The 18,700-nt window shown below is 35.0% G+C and carries 12 protein-coding genes; 2 read left to right on the top strand and 10 right to left on the bottom strand.

The genetic code is table 11. The features are described 5' to 3' along the window. The first annotated feature begins 85 nt into the window (after positions 1 to 85). A complete protein-coding gene (locus tag KEM10_RS04530; RefSeq protein WP_244825553.1) occupies positions 86 to 1,414 on the top strand; it encodes a serine hydrolase domain-containing protein in 1,329 nt (442 codons plus the stop codon). A gap of 577 nt (positions 1,415 to 1,991) precedes the next feature. Here the strand turns inward: KEM10_RS04530 and KEM10_RS04525 are convergent. Together KEM10_RS04525 and gyrA are read right to left on the bottom strand one after the other, a co-directional pair. Continuing rightward, a complete protein-coding gene (locus tag KEM10_RS04525) occupies positions 1,992 to 3,149 on the bottom strand; it encodes a tetratricopeptide repeat protein (protein WP_212214055.1) in 1,158 nt (385 codons plus the stop codon). Between the two features lie 50 nt (positions 3,150 to 3,199). After that, entirely contained in the window at positions 3,200 to 5,737 is a 2,538-nt protein-coding gene (gene gyrA, locus KEM10_RS04520; RefSeq protein ID WP_212214054.1) for a DNA gyrase subunit A, read from the bottom strand. Between the two features lie 261 nt (positions 5,738 to 5,998). Here gyrA and KEM10_RS04515 point away from each other — a divergent pair, with 261 nt between their 5' ends. Continuing rightward, a complete protein-coding gene (locus KEM10_RS04515) occupies positions 5,999 to 8,512 on the top strand; it encodes an ATP-dependent Clp protease ATP-binding subunit (protein ID WP_212214053.1) in 2,514 nt (837 codons plus the stop codon). A gap of 66 nt (positions 8,513 to 8,578) precedes the next feature. Here KEM10_RS04515 and KEM10_RS04510 read toward each other — a convergent pair whose 3' ends face one another. From KEM10_RS04510 to KEM10_RS04475, 8 genes are all read right to left on the bottom strand, one after another. Beyond that, positions 8,579 to 9,793, bottom strand: coding sequence for an alkaline phosphatase family protein (locus KEM10_RS04510; protein WP_212214052.1), 1,215 nt, complete (start codon positions 9,791 to 9,793; stop codon positions 8,579 to 8,581). Between the two features lie 97 nt (positions 9,794 to 9,890). Further along, positions 9,891 to 11,033, bottom strand: a complete 1,143-nt coding sequence (locus KEM10_RS04505; protein ID WP_212214051.1) for a hypothetical protein — start codon at positions 11,031 to 11,033, stop codon at positions 9,891 to 9,893. Between the two features lie 20 nt (positions 11,034 to 11,053). After that, positions 11,054 to 13,588, bottom strand: a complete 2,535-nt coding sequence (locus KEM10_RS04500) for a TonB-dependent receptor (RefSeq protein WP_212214048.1) — start codon at positions 13,586 to 13,588, stop codon at positions 11,054 to 11,056. A 298-nt stretch (positions 13,589 to 13,886) separates the two neighbouring features. After that, complete coding sequence (locus KEM10_RS04495; protein WP_212214044.1) at positions 13,887 to 14,453, bottom strand: TetR/AcrR family transcriptional regulator; 567 nt, start codon at positions 14,451 to 14,453, stop codon at positions 13,887 to 13,889. Positions 14,454 to 14,575: 122 nt separating this feature from the next. Then, entirely contained in the window at positions 14,576 to 15,550 is a 975-nt protein-coding gene (locus KEM10_RS04490; RefSeq protein WP_212214041.1) for an ROK family protein, read from the bottom strand. A 30-nt stretch (positions 15,551 to 15,580) separates the two neighbouring features. Beyond that, complete coding sequence (locus KEM10_RS04485) at positions 15,581 to 16,864, bottom strand: MFS transporter (RefSeq protein ID WP_212214038.1); 1,284 nt, start codon at positions 16,862 to 16,864, stop codon at positions 15,581 to 15,583. 390 nt (positions 16,865 to 17,254) lie between these two features. Beyond that, positions 17,255 to 17,926: a NigD1/NigD2 family lipoprotein gene (locus tag KEM10_RS04480; protein ID WP_212214035.1), complete on the bottom strand. Its 672-nt coding sequence runs from the start codon at positions 17,924 to 17,926 to the stop codon at positions 17,255 to 17,257. A gap of 127 nt (positions 17,927 to 18,053) precedes the next feature. Continuing rightward, positions 18,054 to 18,689 carry a hypothetical protein gene (locus KEM10_RS04475; protein WP_212214032.1) on the bottom strand — a complete coding sequence of 212 codons (636 nt, stop codon included), beginning with the start codon at positions 18,687 to 18,689 and terminating at the stop codon, positions 18,054 to 18,056. Between the last annotated feature and the right edge of the window lie 11 nt (positions 18,690 to 18,700).

Raw genomic sequence — 18,700 nt, 5'->3', positions numbered from 1 at the left:
TAGTTTAATATAAAATTAGTTTTTAATATTTTTAAAAATTGATAGAAACTACTATTTTTGCGTCGATGAGTAGAATTGATAATTAATGAGATTATTACTGAAAACATCCATAGCAGTAGTAGTCGGAGCAATATTGTGGGGGAGTACTACTTTTTTCTATCCAATGTCTGATTCATTTGGTAGTGATTTTACGCCCCCAAACAATAAACCCACCTCCTTTCGTTTGAGTAGCTTTTATTCTGATAATGAAGAATTTAGCTATCTAGAGAAACAAGTCAACAGATTTATTCGCCGCGAACATATTGTAGGAGCATCTGTGGCTGTAGCCAAAGATGGTGAGTTAGTATATGCCAAAGGTTTTGGATATGCCGACAAAGATGCACATGATATGGTTGAACCTTATAACTTATTCAGGGTTGCCAGTGTATCAAAACTTGTTACAGCTATTGGTGTAATGAAATTATATGAATCCGGTCAACTTACACTTGATGATAAGGTTTTTGGACCGGATGGTATTTTAAATGATTCCATTTATCTTGATTACAAAGATAAGCGCGTTGAAGATATTACTGTACGTCATTTAATGGAGCATAGCGGAGGTTGGACAACCCGTTGGGGAGACCAGATGTTTATGCCAACTATTATTGCCAGAAAGTTACATAAATCACTACCAATCAATGAGTCTGATATCATCAGATTTGTTTTAGATAAACGACTTCATTTTACACCAGGTCAGTCTTCTTATTATTCTAATCTTGGTTTTATGATCTTAGGTCAGGTAATTTCTAAAGTATCTGGCATTGAATATGAAAAATATATACAAACCAATGTTTTATATCCATTAGGAATATACGACATGAAGATTGGTGGAAGTCATAGAAACGAGAGAGCCGAGGCTGAAGTTATTTATTACGAGCCTGAATTAACTTTTTATGTTGATGATTACACCGGTACTGGCGAACAAGTCTTACGTACATATGGTGGCAATGATATGCACACTTTAGGAGCTGCAGGTGGATGGATTGCTTCATCAACAGACTTAATGAAGTTAATGTTATCTGTTGATGGATTTAATACATTTCCTGATATGTTAAATAAGGAAAGTGTAGAAATAATGACAACGCCAACAAGACCAGGTTATAGTCCGTTAGGTTGGCGAAGAATAAAATCTAATGCTTGGGTACGCACAGGAACATTAGCTGGAACTTCTGCATTAATGGTTCGTCGTGATGATGGTATTTCATATGTATTTGTAACAAATACAGGGAACTGGAAAGGTCCTGCGTTAGCTTCAGATATTACTCGCATTATGGAACGTGGATTAACAAAGGTTGATGAATGGCCCGGCTACAATTTATTTGATATGGATCAAACATTGGCTTCCTCCAGAAAACGTCCTCAGGTAATTTATTAGATCAAATTTCATAACGATTCTTTCTGTCATTCTAAATTTTCAATATTTTCGCATTGCAGATTAATTTATTTTGAATCGAATAATTACATATAAAGTTAAAGGATGTATAAATAAATTGATTCATTCTTCTTTAATTATTGTTAAGTACATGTATAGAATCTCAATTAACGAATTGATATATTAATTAAATATCTCTTGTAGATATTAATATGGTTTTAATCAAACATCCCGGAAAACAACTTTTTTAATTTAAAACCAGATTCAATGTTTAAGAGATTATCATTAAAAGCAATTGTTTTAATTGCATCAGTAATGTTTGTATTAATTTTTTCTTCTTGTAAAGGAACACAAGCTTATCAATGTCCACAATCGTATTATGGATCATCACATAGAAATTTTTAATACATCAATAGAATAAAAAAGTCCAATGGAATTATTCATTGGACTTTTTTGTATTACTTTTTAAACTACTGTATTAGAATTTAGACTCGTGTCTTATATTTGATATTATGTTATTTATGTACATATAAAAATAGCCGGAAATACACCGGCTATTCTTTATACTTTTCTTTTAGGATTACTTACCTAATGCTTTTAATTGCTCATTCACTTCGTTATACTTATCCATTTTCTCAAATCGATAGTATAAACCTTTTAAAGTCTCTAAAACAGCACCTTCTCCAGGTTGAACTTCTAAAGCTTTTTCCATATAAGGAAGAGCTTTTTCCCAATGTTCATTGGCAATTTTTAAAGCAGCTTCATATTCTTTAGTTGTTGTTTTATCATTGGCAACATTCTGTTGTTCAACACCCTTATTATAATATACAACACCTAAATTATACAAAGCATTAAAGTTCTCAGGATCTAGATCTAAACACTTATTGTAATCAGCAATTGCTTTTTCTTGATCAATTTTTTCAAATAAAACACCTCTTGCATAATAAAAGGCAGGATTACTTTGATCAGAAGCGATAGCAGTATTCAAATATTCCAATGCTTCTTCATTTTGCTTGCTATCCAAATAGTATTGAATTAATGTAGTTAAGATTCTATCATCTTCAGGGTAAGTTTCAAAACCTTTTTTAAGGTTTTCACCCATCTTAACTGAATCTTCGGTTGTTTGATATACCTGGTGAAGCAATAATACTGCATCACCGCCACCATAATTCAAGTCAATTGACTTATTGAAATACTCTTCTGATTTTTCCCAATTATTAGCGTTATAGGCAGCTAAAGCACAGTTATATACAATAGCTGTATCAACACCTTCTTCTTCCATAATAGGAAGAGCATTAACGTCTAATACACTTTCAAAAGCAAATAAAGCAGCATCAAAATTTTCCGTATTAAAACCATCAATACCTGCATTGGTCAAATCAGGTTTAAACATGGTCAATGCCAATTGAATCTCCTTTTCGTATTTTCCTTTTTGCTTGCCTTTCTCATTACCTTTAGCATCTAATTCCAATGCTTTTTTGTAATAAGTAACAGCTTTTTTCATATCCTCTATATCCTTCCCACTCTTATATTTCTCAGTATATACCTTAGCGGCAACGATATACGTTTTTGGCCAGCCTATTGATTTTTCATGCTCTAATGCCAAATCAATAGCCTCTTTAGCTTTGTCTAAGTCATTTGTTGTTAGGAATTGACTAGCAGCGGCCACTTTACCTTTTTGGGCAAATGCAGTAGTAATACCTAATACTAACAATGTCAATAGCGCGACTCTTTTCATTTCAAAAAAGTTTTAGTTTATTGTCTATAATAGTAATTGTAAATAAAAATCTATTCGTTTGTTTCTTCATTTTCAGAAGATTCGATAGTTGGAGTTTCTCCTTCAATATCTTCACCTTCTTCCAATTTATCTTCTTCTAATTCTTCTGAATTTACTTTCGCAACAGATGCAATTTCGTCTTGCTTTTTAGATAGATTAATTAATCGAACACCTTGAGTGGCACGACCTGTAACTCTCATATCTGCAACTGACAAACGAATGGCAATTCCTGAACGATTAATAATCATCAGATCATTGTCGTCTGTTACGTTTTTAATTGTAATAAGTTCCCCTGTTTTATCCGAAATTTTCATGGCTTTCACACCTTTTCCACCTCGATTGGTAACACGGTACTCTTCAGTTTTGGAACGTTTTCCGAAACCTTTTTCAGAAACAACAAGGACATCCTCTGCTTCTATATCTTTTACACATATCATGCCAACTACTTCGTCATGCTCTGAACCAAGCGTTATTCCTCGAACTCCGGCTCCTGTACGACCGATACATCTAACCTGAGTTTCGTTAAAACGAATAGCTCTACCCGAACGGCTTGCCATTAAAATTTCAGTGGTTCCGGAAGTCAATCGGGCCTGAAGTAACTCATCATTTTCTTTAATGGTAATTGCATTAACACCATTAACACGAGGACGAGAATAATCTTTCAGAAGTGATTTTTTAACGATACCTTTTTTGGTACCCATGATGATGTAATGCGAGTTAACATACTCTTCATCATTCAGTTTTTTAACCTTTATAAAGGCTTTTACCTTATCATCCGGGTCAATATTCAATAGGTTTTGAATAGCTCTACCTTTAGATGCTTTTGTTCCTTCCGGAATTTCATACACCTTCAACCAGAAACATCTTCCTTTTTTAGTGAAGAACATCATGGTATTGTGCATTGATGCCGGGTAGATATACTCTATAAAGTCTTCATCGCGGGTAGTGGATCCTTTTGAACCAACTCCTCCTCTGTTTTGAGTTTTAAATTCAGCCAGCGGAGTACGTTTGATGTAGCCCAAATGCGAAATAGTAATAATCATTTCATCATCGGCATAGAAATCTTCAGGATTAAACTCTTCAGAACTATAAACGATGTCAGTACGTCGGTCATCACCAAATTTAGCTGATACTTCTTCCAACTCTTCCTTAATGATATCCATACGCATCTCAAAATTCTCAAGAATTTCTTTCAAATGCGCAATTTCTTTCATCAATTCTTCATATTCGGCACGTAGCTTATCTTGTTCCAGTCCGGTTAACTGGCGTAACCGCATTTCAACAATCGCACGAGCCTGAATATCAGTCAATTCAAACCTGTTAATTAAGTTTTCACGAGCTTCATCAGGAGTTTGAGCAGCACGGATAATTTTGATTACTTCATCAATATTATCACTTGCAATAATCAATCCTTCAAGAATATGAGCACGTTTTTCAGCTTGATCTAATAAATACTGAGTACGACGTGTAACCACATCATGACGATGCTCAACAAAAGCCTGAATAAGTCCTTTTAGATTTAATAACTGAGGACGACCATTAACCAGAGCAATATTATTTACCCCGAATGAAGATTGTAAGGCTGTGTTTTTATATAGGTGATTCAACACAACATTAGCAATGGCATCTCTCTTCAAATCAATAACAATGCGCATTCCATTACGGTCAGACTCATCGTTAACATTTGATATACCTTCAATTTTTTTCTCATTAACAAGGTCGGCAATCTTCATAATTAATTCCGCCTTATTAACAAGGTATGGTATTTCGTTTATGATAATTTTTTCGCGTCCATTGCTGTCCGTTTCAATATCAGACTTGGCACGCATTACCACTCTCCCTTTACCTGTATTATATGCATCTTTTACTCCCTGGTATCCATAGATGGTACCTCCGGTAGGAAAATCTGGTGCTTTAATAATGTCGATAAGCTCTTCAATTTCAATATCATTATTATTAATGTATGCAATTGTAGCTTCAATCGTGTCTTTTAGGTTATGCGGAGGCATATTAGTTGCCATACCTACAGCAATACCCGAAGCACCATTTACTAAAAGGTTAGGAATACGAGTTGGCAGAACTGTTGGTTCTTTAATGGTATCATCAAAGTTTAGCTGAAAATCAACCGTATTTTTTTCAATGTCGACCAACATTTCTTCGGCTAAACGATTTAATCGGGCCTCTGTATAACGCATTGCAGCCGGACTATCACCGTCTACAGAACCAAAGTTACCCTGTCCGTCAACCAGAGGATAACGTAATGACCAATCCTGAGCCATACGAACCATGGCAAAATAAACTGATGAATCGCCGTGAGGGTGAAATTTACCTAACACCTCTCCCACAATTCTGGCAGACTTTTTATAAGGTTTGTTTGAGGCAACACCGAGTTCGCTCATACCAAATAAAACACGACGATGAACAGGCTTCATACCGTCCCGCACATCTGGTAAGGCACGAGAAACAATAACCGACATCGAATAATCGATGTAGGCCGATTTCATCTCCTCCTCAATGTTTATTTTAATTATTTTCTCTCCTTCAGTCATTTATAATAAACTTTTTTAATATCTAACTACAATAAAAAATGGCTTTTAAGGGCCATTTTTTGAACGGACTAATTTAAGTTTTTTTATCAAGACCAAAAAACGAAAAAACCTACTTTTACTAACAAGTTAATCACTATAGGAGCATTAAATGTTTTATGCTATTTTTGAAAGATAAATCAGATTTCGTAAATTCATTATTTCGATTGTAAACAAGACTGCGTAACGGTTGTTATTTTATAACAGATAATACGAAGACAATATATGGACTTAAACTTTTCGCCACGTATAAAAGATGTTATAGCGTACAGTAAAGAAGAAGCCGAAAGATTGGGAAACCATTTTATTTCGCCTGAGCATTTAATGCTGGGAATTCTTCGCGAAGGTCAGGGCAAGGCCATTGAACTGTTGCATCAGCTGAGTGCAGATACTATGCGCATCAGAAAAGGTATAGAAAAACATTTAAAGGGTGATGAACCTATTCAATCTGAACACCTACCCTTACTTAAATCCACTGAACGGGTTTTAAAACTTGTTCATTTGGAAGCCAAAGCGCTGAAAAGCGATAAAATTAACACTGGACATTTATTAATTGCTCTATTGAAAGAAAAGAGCAGTGTAATTTGGGAAATTATGGCTGAAGAAAATATTCATTATCAAAAAATTAAGCAAATGCTGGAAAACCAAAAGCCACAGGCTAAAGCAGACTATCCTGAAGATGACGATCAGGAAGCCTCTTTTTCCAGCTCCGGATCAGGTAGCGAATCCTCAAAATCGGGATCGAAAAGCAATTCAGACACTCCTGTATTAGACAATTTTGGAATTGACATTACCAAAGCTGCAGAAGAAGGACGTTTGGATCCTATTGTTGGACGCGAGAACGAAATTGAGCGCCTGGCACAGATATTAAGTCGCAGAAAGAAGAACAATCCAATATTAATTGGAGAACCAGGTGTTGGTAAATCTGCCATTGCCGAAGGTTTAGCTCTACGCATTAACGAGAAAAAAGTATCTCGTGTACTTTTTGATAAACGTGTTGTGACGCTTGATTTAGCATCAATCGTTGCAGGTACAAAGTATCGTGGCCAGTTTGAAGAAAGAATGAAAGCTATACTAAATGAGCTAAGTCGCAACCCTAATGTTATCTTATTTATTGATGAGATACACACCATTGTTGGTGCTGGTGGTGCAACAGGTTCATTAGACGCTGCTAACATGCTTAAACCGGCACTGGCAAGAGGTGAAATTCAATGTATTGGAGCTACCACACTCGACGAATATCGTCAGCATATTGAAAAAGATGGTGCTTTAGAGCGTCGTTTCCAAAAAGTAATGGTGGAACCAACCAGTATTGAAGAAACCGTTGAGATACTTAATAATATCAAGGAAAAATACGAAGATCATCACAACGTTAATTACGATCCTGAGGCTATTGAAGCCTGCGTAAAACTTACTGAGCGTTACATTTCTGATCGTCATTTGCCCGATAAGGCTATTGACGCCTTGGATGAAGCTGGATCAAGAGTACACATTTCTAATATTGTGGTTCCGGAAACAATTTTAAAGATTGAGGAACAAATTGAAGAAATAAAAGACAACAAAATAAAGGCTGTTAAAGCACAGAATTTTGAATTGGCTGCCAGCTTCCGTGATAAAGAAAAAAGTTTGCAAGATGAGCTTGAAGAAGCTAAAAGCAAGTGGGAAGAAGAACTGATGCAGCATCGCGAAACGGTAGATGAAGAAAAAGTTGCCGAAGTGGTTGCTATGATGACTGGTATTCCGGTGCAGCGTGTTGCTCAGGCTGAAGGATTCCGCCTACTTAAGATGGGCAAAGAATTAAACGGAAGCGTTATTGGTCAGGATGATGCAATTGTGAAGATTGTAAAAGCAATTCAGCGTAACAGAGCTGGTTTAAAAGATCCTAATCGTCCAATTGGTTCATTTGTATTCCTTGGCCCTACCGGTGTGGGTAAAACGCATTTGGCTAAAGTACTGGCTAAATATTTGTTTGACACTACAGATGCGCTAATTCGTATTGACATGAGTGAATACATGGAGAAATTCTCCGTATCACGCTTGGTTGGAGCGCCTCCGGGGTACGTTGGTTACGAAGAAGGTGGTCAGTTGACTGAAAAAGTGCGTCGCCGTCCGTATGCAGTAGTGCTATTGGATGAGATAGAAAAAGCTCACCCCGATGTATTTAATTTATTATTACAGGTAATGGATGAAGGTCGCCTGACTGATAGTTTAGGTCGTAAGGTGGACTTTAAAAATACCATTATCATCATGACATCTAATATTGGAACCAGAGAATTAAAAGATTTTGGTCGCGGTGTTGGATTTACTCCAGGTGGTAAGCAAACAGACTCAGATCATGCCAAAGGGGTGATTGAAAAAGCCCTTAAAAAGGCGTTTGCACCTGAATTTATAAACCGTATTGATGATGTAATTACTTTCAACAATCTAAGTAAAGACGATATCCATAAAATTATTGATATTGAATTAAAAGGTTTGTATAGTCGTGTTGAGTCATTGGGTTATAAACTGGAATTAACCGATGAAGCCAAAGATTTTATTGTTACCAAAGGCTACGACGTTCAATATGGTGCCCGTCCGCTAAAACGTGCTATTCAAAAGTATCTGGAAGATGAAATGGCTGAAGTAATTATTCAAGCATCTGTTTCAGAAGGCGATATTATTAAGGTTGATTACGATACAAAAGAAGAAAAAATAGTGACTGAGATAGTTCAACTAAAGAAAGAAAAGGAAAAGAAATAATTCTTTTTAAGAGCATATAAAAGCCGCAATTTATTCAATTGCGGCTTTTTTATTGATAGAATATTGTCATTTCAATAAATCTTCAGTCACTTTTAAATCTCCGTCATTATCAACAGCTCTTACACCAAGAATATGGCACATTAACTCATAAATTTGAATATTTTCAAATGTTTCTGAAGCATATCCATTTTTAAATGACGGGCCAAAAGCATAAAAAATACCATGCATATCTTTATTCGTCGGATCATAACCATGTGTTCCTCCAATAACCATATCAGTAGGATCTGCAACAATGCTATATGCACTATCGGCTACCACAATCAGCGATGCAATATTTTTGTTCGTTCCATAGTGTAAATAATCCGGCACACTATCTTTCTCCCAAGCCTGAATACCCGGTATACAATTTAACTCATTTTTTATTTTCTTTATAAATGGTTCTTTTGCATCTAATAAGTAAAAAGGATTACTTCCTGTAATATAATTCACTTGGGCAGTATCAATAATTTGGTTAATTACTACCTTTCTTTCATCATTTATTGCTCCCATACCGTGATCAGACAATATGATAATATCAATTGAATCCTTAATACCAATATCATTTATCTTATTTGTTAATTCTGAAAGGTAGGCATCCAATCTATTCACCATTATTCTTGTTGAATCAGATTCTGGTCCATAATTATGTCCAACACCATCAGGTTCATCAAAATAAAGCATACACAAATGAGGTCGTTGATTATAAGGGAGGTTCAACCAGGATACAACCGAATCGATACGAGCTGAATAACCAATTGCAGAATCATATTGCTTCCAATAAGTTGGTCTTATGCCTTGAACATCAGCCTCTGTTCCAACCCAAAAATAACTTGCCGATTTTATACCATTCTTTTCTACTGTTACCCAAATCGGTTCTCCGCCGTAGTAGTTGCCATCCTGAACCTTTTCTCTATCCCTGACCTTATAAAAATCAGCATATTTTTTCGAATAAAAAGAATTTGCAACCAAACCATGATGGTCGGGATATAATCCAGTTGCTATTGAATAGTGATTAGGAAATGTTTTACTAGGAAATGAGGGTTGTAATGATTTAGCCTTTGCCCCTACCTTTTCAATTGAATCTAAAAACGGAGTGTTGTACAAATCCTGGTAATCCCATCTGAAACCATCTAATGAAACAACAAGTAAGTATGGTTTATGATGTTCATTTTCAACCACCAAAGAATCACAACTAACGAACAAACATATTATAAAACAGCTTAATATTTTAAATAATCTCATGCTTTGGTATTTAATATTTTGGTTGATCCAATTTTATACAAAAATAGCTGCCTCAAAATAATTTGAAGCAGCTATTTTTATTAATTATTTATAAAGATTATTCTTCATCCGAATATTCAGCCCAAACACCACCTGTTTTAATAACACGAATAGTTGTAGAACCATTACTTCCGTCATAATACGCATAAGTAACTAAATACTGTTGATCTTCAACTGCGCTATAGTTAGTATCTAACATCTCACCAACCATTTCAACAAGTAAGCTTCTATCAGTACCAGGAGTATTACCACTTCTTAAATCAAAGTTTTGGTAATACGACGTTTCATCAAACAAATTGTAATCTTCAGTACCCAAAGTGATTTTTATTGCTGGATCAGCCCACCAGTAACTATTGCGGATATTATCTTCATCCAAAGCAAAGTTTAACTCTTCAGATACAGCCATAACACTTTGTTTAACAATCCAGTTACTTCCATTGTACATATACACCACATATGTATTGATATAATTTCTGTACACAACACAAGAATAAGTAATTGGAGCTGTCCCTTCTGTCTCAGCCAATAAAGCTAATCTCTCTTGAGCCTGATCAATATCATCAAAGTTGTTGTATCTTCCATTTCCTAAAGATTCATATTGATCTTCAGTAACTTCAATAGCATCCGATGCATAATCAAGTAATTCTGTAGAAAAGTCTGCATTTACTTTAACATATCTGGTTTCACCAGTAGAATATAAAATATATGAAACAGTCATTTCAACTCCTGATTCATCAGCATACTCTTTTCGATCAAGAAGTTTTCCAATCAAATATTCAGCTTCATCTTCATCTGAAAAACTACCGTAATTATTACCCATTTCAGCGTATTCATCTTCACTAATCTCACGAGCACCATCTTCATCAACTGTTGGACGTTCGTAATAGTCATAGGTAATCATCATAGCTTGAGCATTTTCACCATAGAATTTTTGTATTAAAATCTCTGGTAAAAAGTCTTTTGGTAATGCATTTGCTGAAAAGTTTTTGTAATTAGCAACATCATCATTGCTTGACAATTCATAATCCTCATCAGTTAATGTGTATGCTTCCGGAGCAGCTTCAAGTTCACTATAGAAACGATCGCGCTCATCTTGCATATCCTGAATATCTTCGATCTCTTCTTTGATATCTTCCATTGGGTCACATGCAACATGTAATAATCCCAATACTATTGCTAAAAGAAATATTATCTTTTTCATCTTTTGTTCCCTTTCCTTTATTAAAAGTTAACTCTTAAACCAGTTGACCATGTGCGACCAAAACCATAATATACCAATGCTGATTGCCAGTTATGACCTGAACCATCGTTCGCATCTGAGATATATTCGGTATTAAAAATGTTATTAATATTACCGTAAACGGTAGCATCAAGCTGTCCGATTTTGAATCTATAGTTTACATTAGCATCAACTAAACCATAATCAGGCATTTCCCATGGTTGAACACCAGCTTCATTTTCGTCACCACGACCAGTCGGATCAAAAGCAGCATAAATATTAGCATTATAAACATAGTCCATTCCAACCTTCAACCCTTCTAATACGGTGTAGTCAATACCTATAGCAGCAGTAGTTTGTGCCGCATCAGCTACCTTTAGATCTTTAATATATAAACTTACTTCATCAATAACATTTTGATTATCATCAAAAATTGGCACATCAGTTAGGTTATTTTGCCATCTCCAGTCTCCCAATGAAGCCATACCTCTAATAACCATGTTTCTAATAGGTTTAAATACAAAGTCAGCTTCAATACCTTTGTGTAAAGCATTTACACCAGATATATTGGCATATATAGGATCTCCACTATTCGTGTATCTGGTTAAACGGAAGAATTTATCTTTCCAGTTAGTGTAGTATGCGTTAATATTAGCAGAAAAAATGCGGCTTTTATATCCATATCCGATTTCAAAAGCCATTGTTTTTTCGTTCTTCGCTCCTTCATTAATTTCATTTGAATTACTTACAAATACATTATCAAAGAATGGAGTTCTTTCAAAATATCCTAAATTACCAAATACATTGTGATGTTCATCAATATTGTAGTTAGCACCACCTTTTACTACAAATCCTTGGTGATTTACCCAATCTGTTTCTTGCTCGTCAGGAGTATATGAGAAATAATCAATACGTTTTTGTCCCATGTTATTAAAAGCACCTGAAACGAATACATTCAAATCGTTTAATGTATATTCAGCCTGAGCAAAAACTCCCTGCCATGAAACTAATCCATCATTGTAATATCCGATTTTATCTCCGGTACGAGCAATTTTATTAGGATTATTTACATCATCATCTGACAAAACAAACTCACCTCCTAATAAATCAGTCACTTCTCTAAAGTGCTCACCTTTATAATATCTTAGATCAATACCTCCACTAATTTCCAAATTTTCGGTTAATTTATGCTGTAAATTAGATAAAAGACCTATCCATGTATGATCATTACGTGATGAACGAAGTATGGCTGTCGAACCACCTCCACCATTAGCAATATTTTCATCTACAATTCTGTCAAAGTCAATTTGACCATCTTTTATGTAATCGTAAAATTTATTTCCTTCAGAACCATAATTACCAGTTCCACCGCCTGTACCAAATGAGGCATAAGCCGATGTTGAAAGCATTGTTTTGTCACTAATTGTCCAATAGTGGTTTAATGACATTTGAGGCTTATGATAGAAATTGGTTCTTAAATTATATGTTTCACCATTTAAATATCCCCAATCAGGGTTGTATTTCAATCCTTTGTTTGGATCTTGCATATCTGTAATATACTGCCTGCTTGATCTTTGTCCATGAGTTTGAGGCGCACCAAATACTGTAAAAGATAAGATTTGATTATCCCAACGTTTTGAAATACTTAAAAAGTATGACCAACTATCAAATTGAGTTGCATCAACCCATCCTTGTCCGGTGGTATGCGCTCCGGAAAATGTAACAGCCCAATCATTATCTGTTAACCCAGTTGATACAGTGAATGATCTTTTAAAGTATCCATCATTTCCAATACCCACAAAAGCACTACCACCTTTCTCGGCATCTGTTGTTTTTGTAAGCACATTAATTGTACCTCCCACTGAACCAATTGATAATTTTGAAGCTCCAAGACCTCTTTGAACCTGCATACTACGGGTAACTTCTGATAGACCGGCCCAATTACTCCAGTAAACCCATCCGTTTTCCATGTCGTTAACAGGAATACCGTTAATCATAACAGCCGTGTTATTCATATCGAAACCACGAACATTAATGCGGGAATCACCGAAACCACCACCTTGCTTAGTAGCATAAATCCCAGGGGTTGATTTCAATATTTCAGGAAATTCCTGAGTTCCTAGTTTTTCTTCAATTAATTGAGGTTTAATAGAAGATAATGCCACAGGTGTTTTTCTTTGCACGGCTACATTAGCAATAACCGATACTTCAACAATACCAACGGATGAAGATTTAAGCTCAATAGTTCCTAAATCAACATCTCCTGCGACAGCAACCGATTTTTCCAGATTAATATAACCCAGGTAGTCGAAAACAAGTGTTACCTTACTGTCTGCAATTTCCAATTGGAATGTTCCATCCAATTGAGTAACAGTACCAACACCTTTGTTGTCTTGCATATACACAGCAGCTCCTATTAGAGGTTCCTGTGTGTCAGCATCAACAACCAAACCGGTAACTTTTCCCTGAGCCAATACTCCCGTACTAAGACCTAATGCGAAAAGCCCTGCAAAAACGCTGAATAGCTTTTTTTTCATGATAGATAAAAATTAGTCGTTAAATTAATAAACGTGTATAATGTATTATTGTCGTTATTTATAAATTACAATTAGCTACTATACAACTAATTAAAGTTTTATCTTGGATTTAGTTAAGTTACGCTGCAAAGGTCAATTCTTGAACCGAATGGTCGGTTTTCTAAAGGTTAAAATTGTGTTAATTTAATTTAAATTGCCATTTTGTCATTTAAAAGAAATTAACAATTGAGTTATATTTATCAACAATATAACCTAATGATACTCATATAAGAATAAATTATTTTGGTGAAGAAGGTGGTTAACCCAACTGTTTGCGTGCAACACCATCCCAATATAAGTCAAAAGCTTCATCGAATTCTTCTTTAAAACTTTTAATTGGTTTTGGTAAAGCCAGAAAGTAATTTGCCATTGCTCTGGTAAAAGCAAAATCAAAATAAGCAATCATATCGGTTTTATACCCTTTAAGTACCCCCATATTTACTTTCTTCATTATATTTTTTCGAGGACCTTCCAGAGTGTCTTCCACCCGACCAAAATGCACTTTTATATAAGGACTTGTCTCGAAAATATTAATGTAGTAAAACTTGGTTGGATTGCTGATAAACCATTTAACAATTTTACTAAACACACGTTTAGAATCTTCTTTCGGATCTTCTGAGGAAAAAGAATCAACACACTTTTCTTCAATTTCAAACATCAATTGCTTATAAATGTCAACAATCAATTGATCCTTACCTGAAATATGATGATACAACGTTCCTTTTGCAATACCAATACGTTCGATTAATTCGTTAACTGAAGCAGTAAATCCTTTTGCTACAAAAAGCTCCATGGCTCCCTGGTAAATATCAGCTTTTTTACTCATTAATTATGTTATATAGTGTATTTCAGGTGTCAAAATTAGTTAAAATTTATTACCTAAATATTAATACACAAAAAAACCTCCACTAAATTTAGCGGAGGTTCTCTTATTTTAAAACTTAACTTCTATTCTATCTCTTTCCAAACTAAGGCACTGGCGCCAACTATAGCTGCATCACCTGCATTTAATTCAGAAGGTAATATTTTAATTTTATCCTTAAAGATAGGTAGTAAATGATCTTCCATACTCTTGATGGTAGGATTAAAGATTAAATCACCAGCAGCTGTAGGGCCTCCGAACAAAAATACGGCTTCCGGACTTAAATGGTGAACTGTATCAGCAATGCCTTGTCCAAGATAGTGACCGGTCAGTTCAAAAACTTCTTTTGCTACTTTATCTCCTTCCACTGCTGCATCATAAATCATTTTTGAATTTAATTCCTTAAATGACTTATCTGCCAGTAAACTATCTGTAGCATTATATTTAGCGATTAGTTCAAAAGCTGTACGTTTCATTCCGGGGGCTGAGCAATATGCTTCTAAGTGTCCTAAGGCACCACATCCACATAATCTACCACCAGCAACTAAGGTTGTATGTCCACACTCACCGGCAAAACCATCAGCACCATAAACCAAGTCTCCGTTTACAACTAAACCAGAACCTACTCCGGTACCCAGAGTAAACATCACAAAGTTCTTCATGTTTTTTGCACCGCCATAAATCATCTCACCTATTGCGGCTGCATTGGCGTCATTGGTTAAAGCCACCACTTTTAAATCCTCAAAACGTGTCTTTAATAAATCAGCTAAAGGTACAATACCTTCAAACGAAAGATTGGGAGCATATTCAATGGTTCCATTATAATAGTTACCGTTAGGTGCACCTATGCCAATTCCTAATACCTCAATATTTTCATTAATAAGCTTGGCATTATTGATTAAATTACGAATAGCCGTAGATAAATCTTCGATATATTGCTTAATATCACCATGATCAGGTGTTTTGATATTATCTTTTGCCAGTACATGACCATTTTCATCTACAACTCCAATGGCTGAGTTAGTACCACCTATATCTACTCCTACTGATACTTGTTTCATTGTATTTTAGTTTTATTGCTTGATTTAATATTATTCTACAGGGATATCTGTATTTACATTTTTACTACCTATTAATGAATAATACAACAAATAGGCTAATCCTAGGAATGGCACCCAATACGACATCATATAACCAACACTATCCGCCACTGCATTTTGAATTAAAGGTAGAATTCCGCCACCTACAACCATGGTCATAAAAATACCAGAAGCTGAAGCTGTAAATTTACCTAAACCTTCAACAGCCAAGTTAAAAATTCCACCCCACATAACTGAAGTACATAACCCAATCAACACTAAATACATTGCATTGATAGGTACATTAGCCATTCCGAATGACAAACCACTTGCAGAACTCTGGAATACCGGGATCGAAACAGTAGATGTAATTGGCGAAACAATAGCCATAAAAGCTAAAAGCATACCTACAGCAGAAGCTGTAATTAACATGGTTTTACTTGAAACATAAGCCCCGATTGATGCTCCTACAAAACGGCCAACTAGCATTAACAACCAATAAGTTGCAGCTACAGTTCCGGCAGTTGCAGCATCTAATCCACCAGCATTGGCATCAGCTAAAAAGAAGTTCAAAGTTCCGGGAACACCTACCTCTACACCCACATAAACACCAATACCTATGGCTCCTAAAACAAAGTGGCGAAATGACCAGGCGCTGTACTGTGATTTTTCTTTTTCTTCCTCACCTGTATTCATATGAGGTTCAGGAATATTAACAAACGACAATACAATTCCCACCATTGCAAAAATTCCTAAAGCTGTAAACATTACCGCATTCACATCTTTAATAGCTGTATTCTTAGTTACTTCACCAACTAACATACCAACTAATAAAGGAACTGAAGTACCCATTAATGAGTTAAAAGTTGCACCAACCTGTAACAATTGATTTCCTTTTTTACCGCCACCACCAAGAGTGTTAAGCATAGGGTTAACTACCACATTTAAGATACACATTGAAAAACCTGCAATAAAGGCACCCAACAAATACACCAAGAAGCTTTCAGCTATACCTGACATGTACTGAATACCTACACCAACAAATCCAACAACAATACCTATTAACGCGGTTTTTTTGTAGCCTATTTTCTCTAATAATTTACCAGCAGGTATACCCATAAATGCATAGGCAAGAAAGTTGGCAAAATTACCCAACATTCCTAGAAAATTTGAAGCCTGAAACTGTGACTTCACGACAACCCCCATAGGGGCGGCTAAATTGGTAACAAACGAAATCATACCAAATAGTAAAATCATCATTACTATTGGCAAAGCATAATTCTTACGCTGATTCATAATAGTTTTTTTAATACTTATAAAGGTTATTAATTTACCGTGCCCTCTCTCAAACAGACACCTTTGTTAACTTTAAATTAAATAGCTTGTATTCAAGATTCGAAAAATACCAAAATGATTCTTAAACTATCCGTATATTGATTCTAAATAAGGAAAAATATTAATAAATCAGTCAAATTGACGTTACGTATTGCCAGTTTCAGATATTTCAAACAAATAATCTGCAAATAGCATTTCAAGATCACATATACCTATTAAACAATCATTTAAAACAAACATATACATGAGAATACTATTGTTTACATTATAAAATACCCACATTCTCACAAATGCGCATAAAAAAAGGCAAAGTAACTCATCACTTTGCCCTTTTATATTTATTTAATTCTTTTAGTATTCTACATCTATATTAACAGATGACTCTTCACCATTAGTTTTGGTACTAATCAGGTTTAGTACATATGGACGCATGGGTCTGTTTTCTTCTAAACTTCTTAAATCAAAGCTAAGAAAGCCTGAGAATGTTTGTAACCACAAATCATCATTATCTTTATGATGAAATGTTAAAGTCAATGTATCAGACGAGAATTGCAATTCTTCATCATAACTGGTATTAAAGTGATGCACAACAGTACCTGAAGCTCCAAAACTCAAATCAACATTTAAGTAATTACCACTTACATACGCATTGTTAAGAATGACTCCGTCATTACCCAAAGTGTCCTTATTTTCATCATTAATAAAAATGATATCTAATGAAGCTATTTCAGAAACTGTAAGTGGTTCAAAAATATAATCGTAATCCTCCACCTCACTTTTAGTAAATTCTGTAAAGGATATCATTACACGTTGATCAACTTCAAACTCATAATCAGCTGGTAATTTCTCTGTAATAAATTTTGCTCCCGAATCAGAAATAAACATATAAAAATCGCCATAAGTAGCCGTTACACAAAGTTGCCTGTATGTGTATGGTACTGTTTCATACTCCTTCATACATCCGGTTACAACAAGTAGTAACGATGCCACTAATGCAAGAACCCAATTTCTAGTTTTTATCATCTTAACTTTTATTTAGCTTTTATAAATTTAATGACTGGTTTATAAGATGCAGATTCATAGCAAAGGTTGCTTTTGGGGCAAAAAAAAAGACTGCCAAAAACAGTCTTTAATATCTAATTTTCTCAATTTAATTCTCTAAATAGGTGACTCGCAAATCGTAAATGTAAGTTGTATAACCTACATTGCTGTTTAATGAAGAAGGCACCACAACTCTACATTCTCCACCATAACGCATATTAAGAATAGCTTCATTCACTCCGAGAGGAACTCCAGTTCCATAGGCACTATTAGAGTCAGTAATTGGATATGCATTATAAAACATAGGAGCGTTTGCATATTCATTTGAACTTGAATAGAACATCCCAGTTAAATCATTTACAATTGTCTCACCATCAACTTCTACAGTGTCAGTATATGCCCCAACTACATATGCGGTATATCTGTAACCTACTCTTTTGTATAATTTTATTGAATCACCTTCTCCTATCTTAGTATGAAAAAGCAACATTCCTGTTGTTTGTCTATGATCTATTGTATCCAATGACTCAGCAGTTGACTTTTCTAACCACGTTCTTTCAATATCATTATCTACAGTATCAATAATTTGAGAGTAAAACTTATTCAGTAGTTTCAACTCATTGTCAAGATACTCTTGAGGACTTGTATATGAGTATGTTTCACAACCTACTATCGATACGAGAACTAGCATAGCAGATCCCAGGAACAGATTACTTAATAATTTATTTTGTTTTGACTTATTCATTTGTAATATTC

Origin of the sequence: Carboxylicivirga linearis, from assembly GCF_018271995.1 — a bacterium.
In the GTDB taxonomy this organism is placed as follows: Bacteria; Bacteroidota; Bacteroidia; order Bacteroidales; family Marinilabiliaceae; genus Carboxylicivirga; species Carboxylicivirga linearis.
Note: the sequence above shows the minus strand (reverse complement) of the source record. Positions and strands in the feature narration are given on the sequence as shown.

Coding starts and splice junctions, on each gene's coding strand:
- KEM10_RS04530 (WP_244825553.1), top strand. CDS start 86: ATGAGATTATTACTGAAAACATCCATAGCAGTAGTAGTCGGAGCAATA.
- KEM10_RS04525 (WP_212214055.1), bottom strand. CDS start 3,149: ATGAAAAGAGTCGCGCTATTGACATTGTTAGTATTAGGTATTACTACT.
- gyrA (WP_212214054.1), bottom strand. CDS start 5,737: ATGACTGAAGGAGAGAAAATAATTAAAATAAACATTGAGGAGGAGATG.
- KEM10_RS04515 (WP_212214053.1), top strand. CDS start 5,999: ATGGACTTAAACTTTTCGCCACGTATAAAAGATGTTATAGCGTACAGT.
- KEM10_RS04510 (WP_212214052.1), bottom strand. CDS start 9,793: ATGAGATTATTTAAAATATTAAGCTGTTTTATAATATGTTTGTTCGTT.
- KEM10_RS04505 (WP_212214051.1), bottom strand. CDS start 11,033: ATGAAAAAGATAATATTTCTTTTAGCAATAGTATTGGGATTATTACAT.
- KEM10_RS04500 (WP_212214048.1), bottom strand. CDS start 13,588: ATGAAAAAAAAGCTATTCAGCGTTTTTGCAGGGCTTTTCGCATTAGGT.
- KEM10_RS04495 (WP_212214044.1), bottom strand. CDS start 14,453: ATGAGTAAAAAAGCTGATATTTACCAGGGAGCCATGGAGCTTTTTGTA.
- KEM10_RS04490 (WP_212214041.1), bottom strand. CDS start 15,550: ATGAAACAAGTATCAGTAGGAGTAGATATAGGTGGTACTAACTCAGCC.
- KEM10_RS04485 (WP_212214038.1), bottom strand. CDS start 16,864: ATGAATCAGCGTAAGAATTATGCTTTGCCAATAGTAATGATGATTTTA.
- KEM10_RS04480 (WP_212214035.1), bottom strand. CDS start 17,926: ATGATAAAAACTAGAAATTGGGTTCTTGCATTAGTGGCATCGTTACTA.
- KEM10_RS04475 (WP_212214032.1), bottom strand. CDS start 18,689: ATGAATAAGTCAAAACAAAATAAATTATTAAGTAATCTGTTCCTGGGA.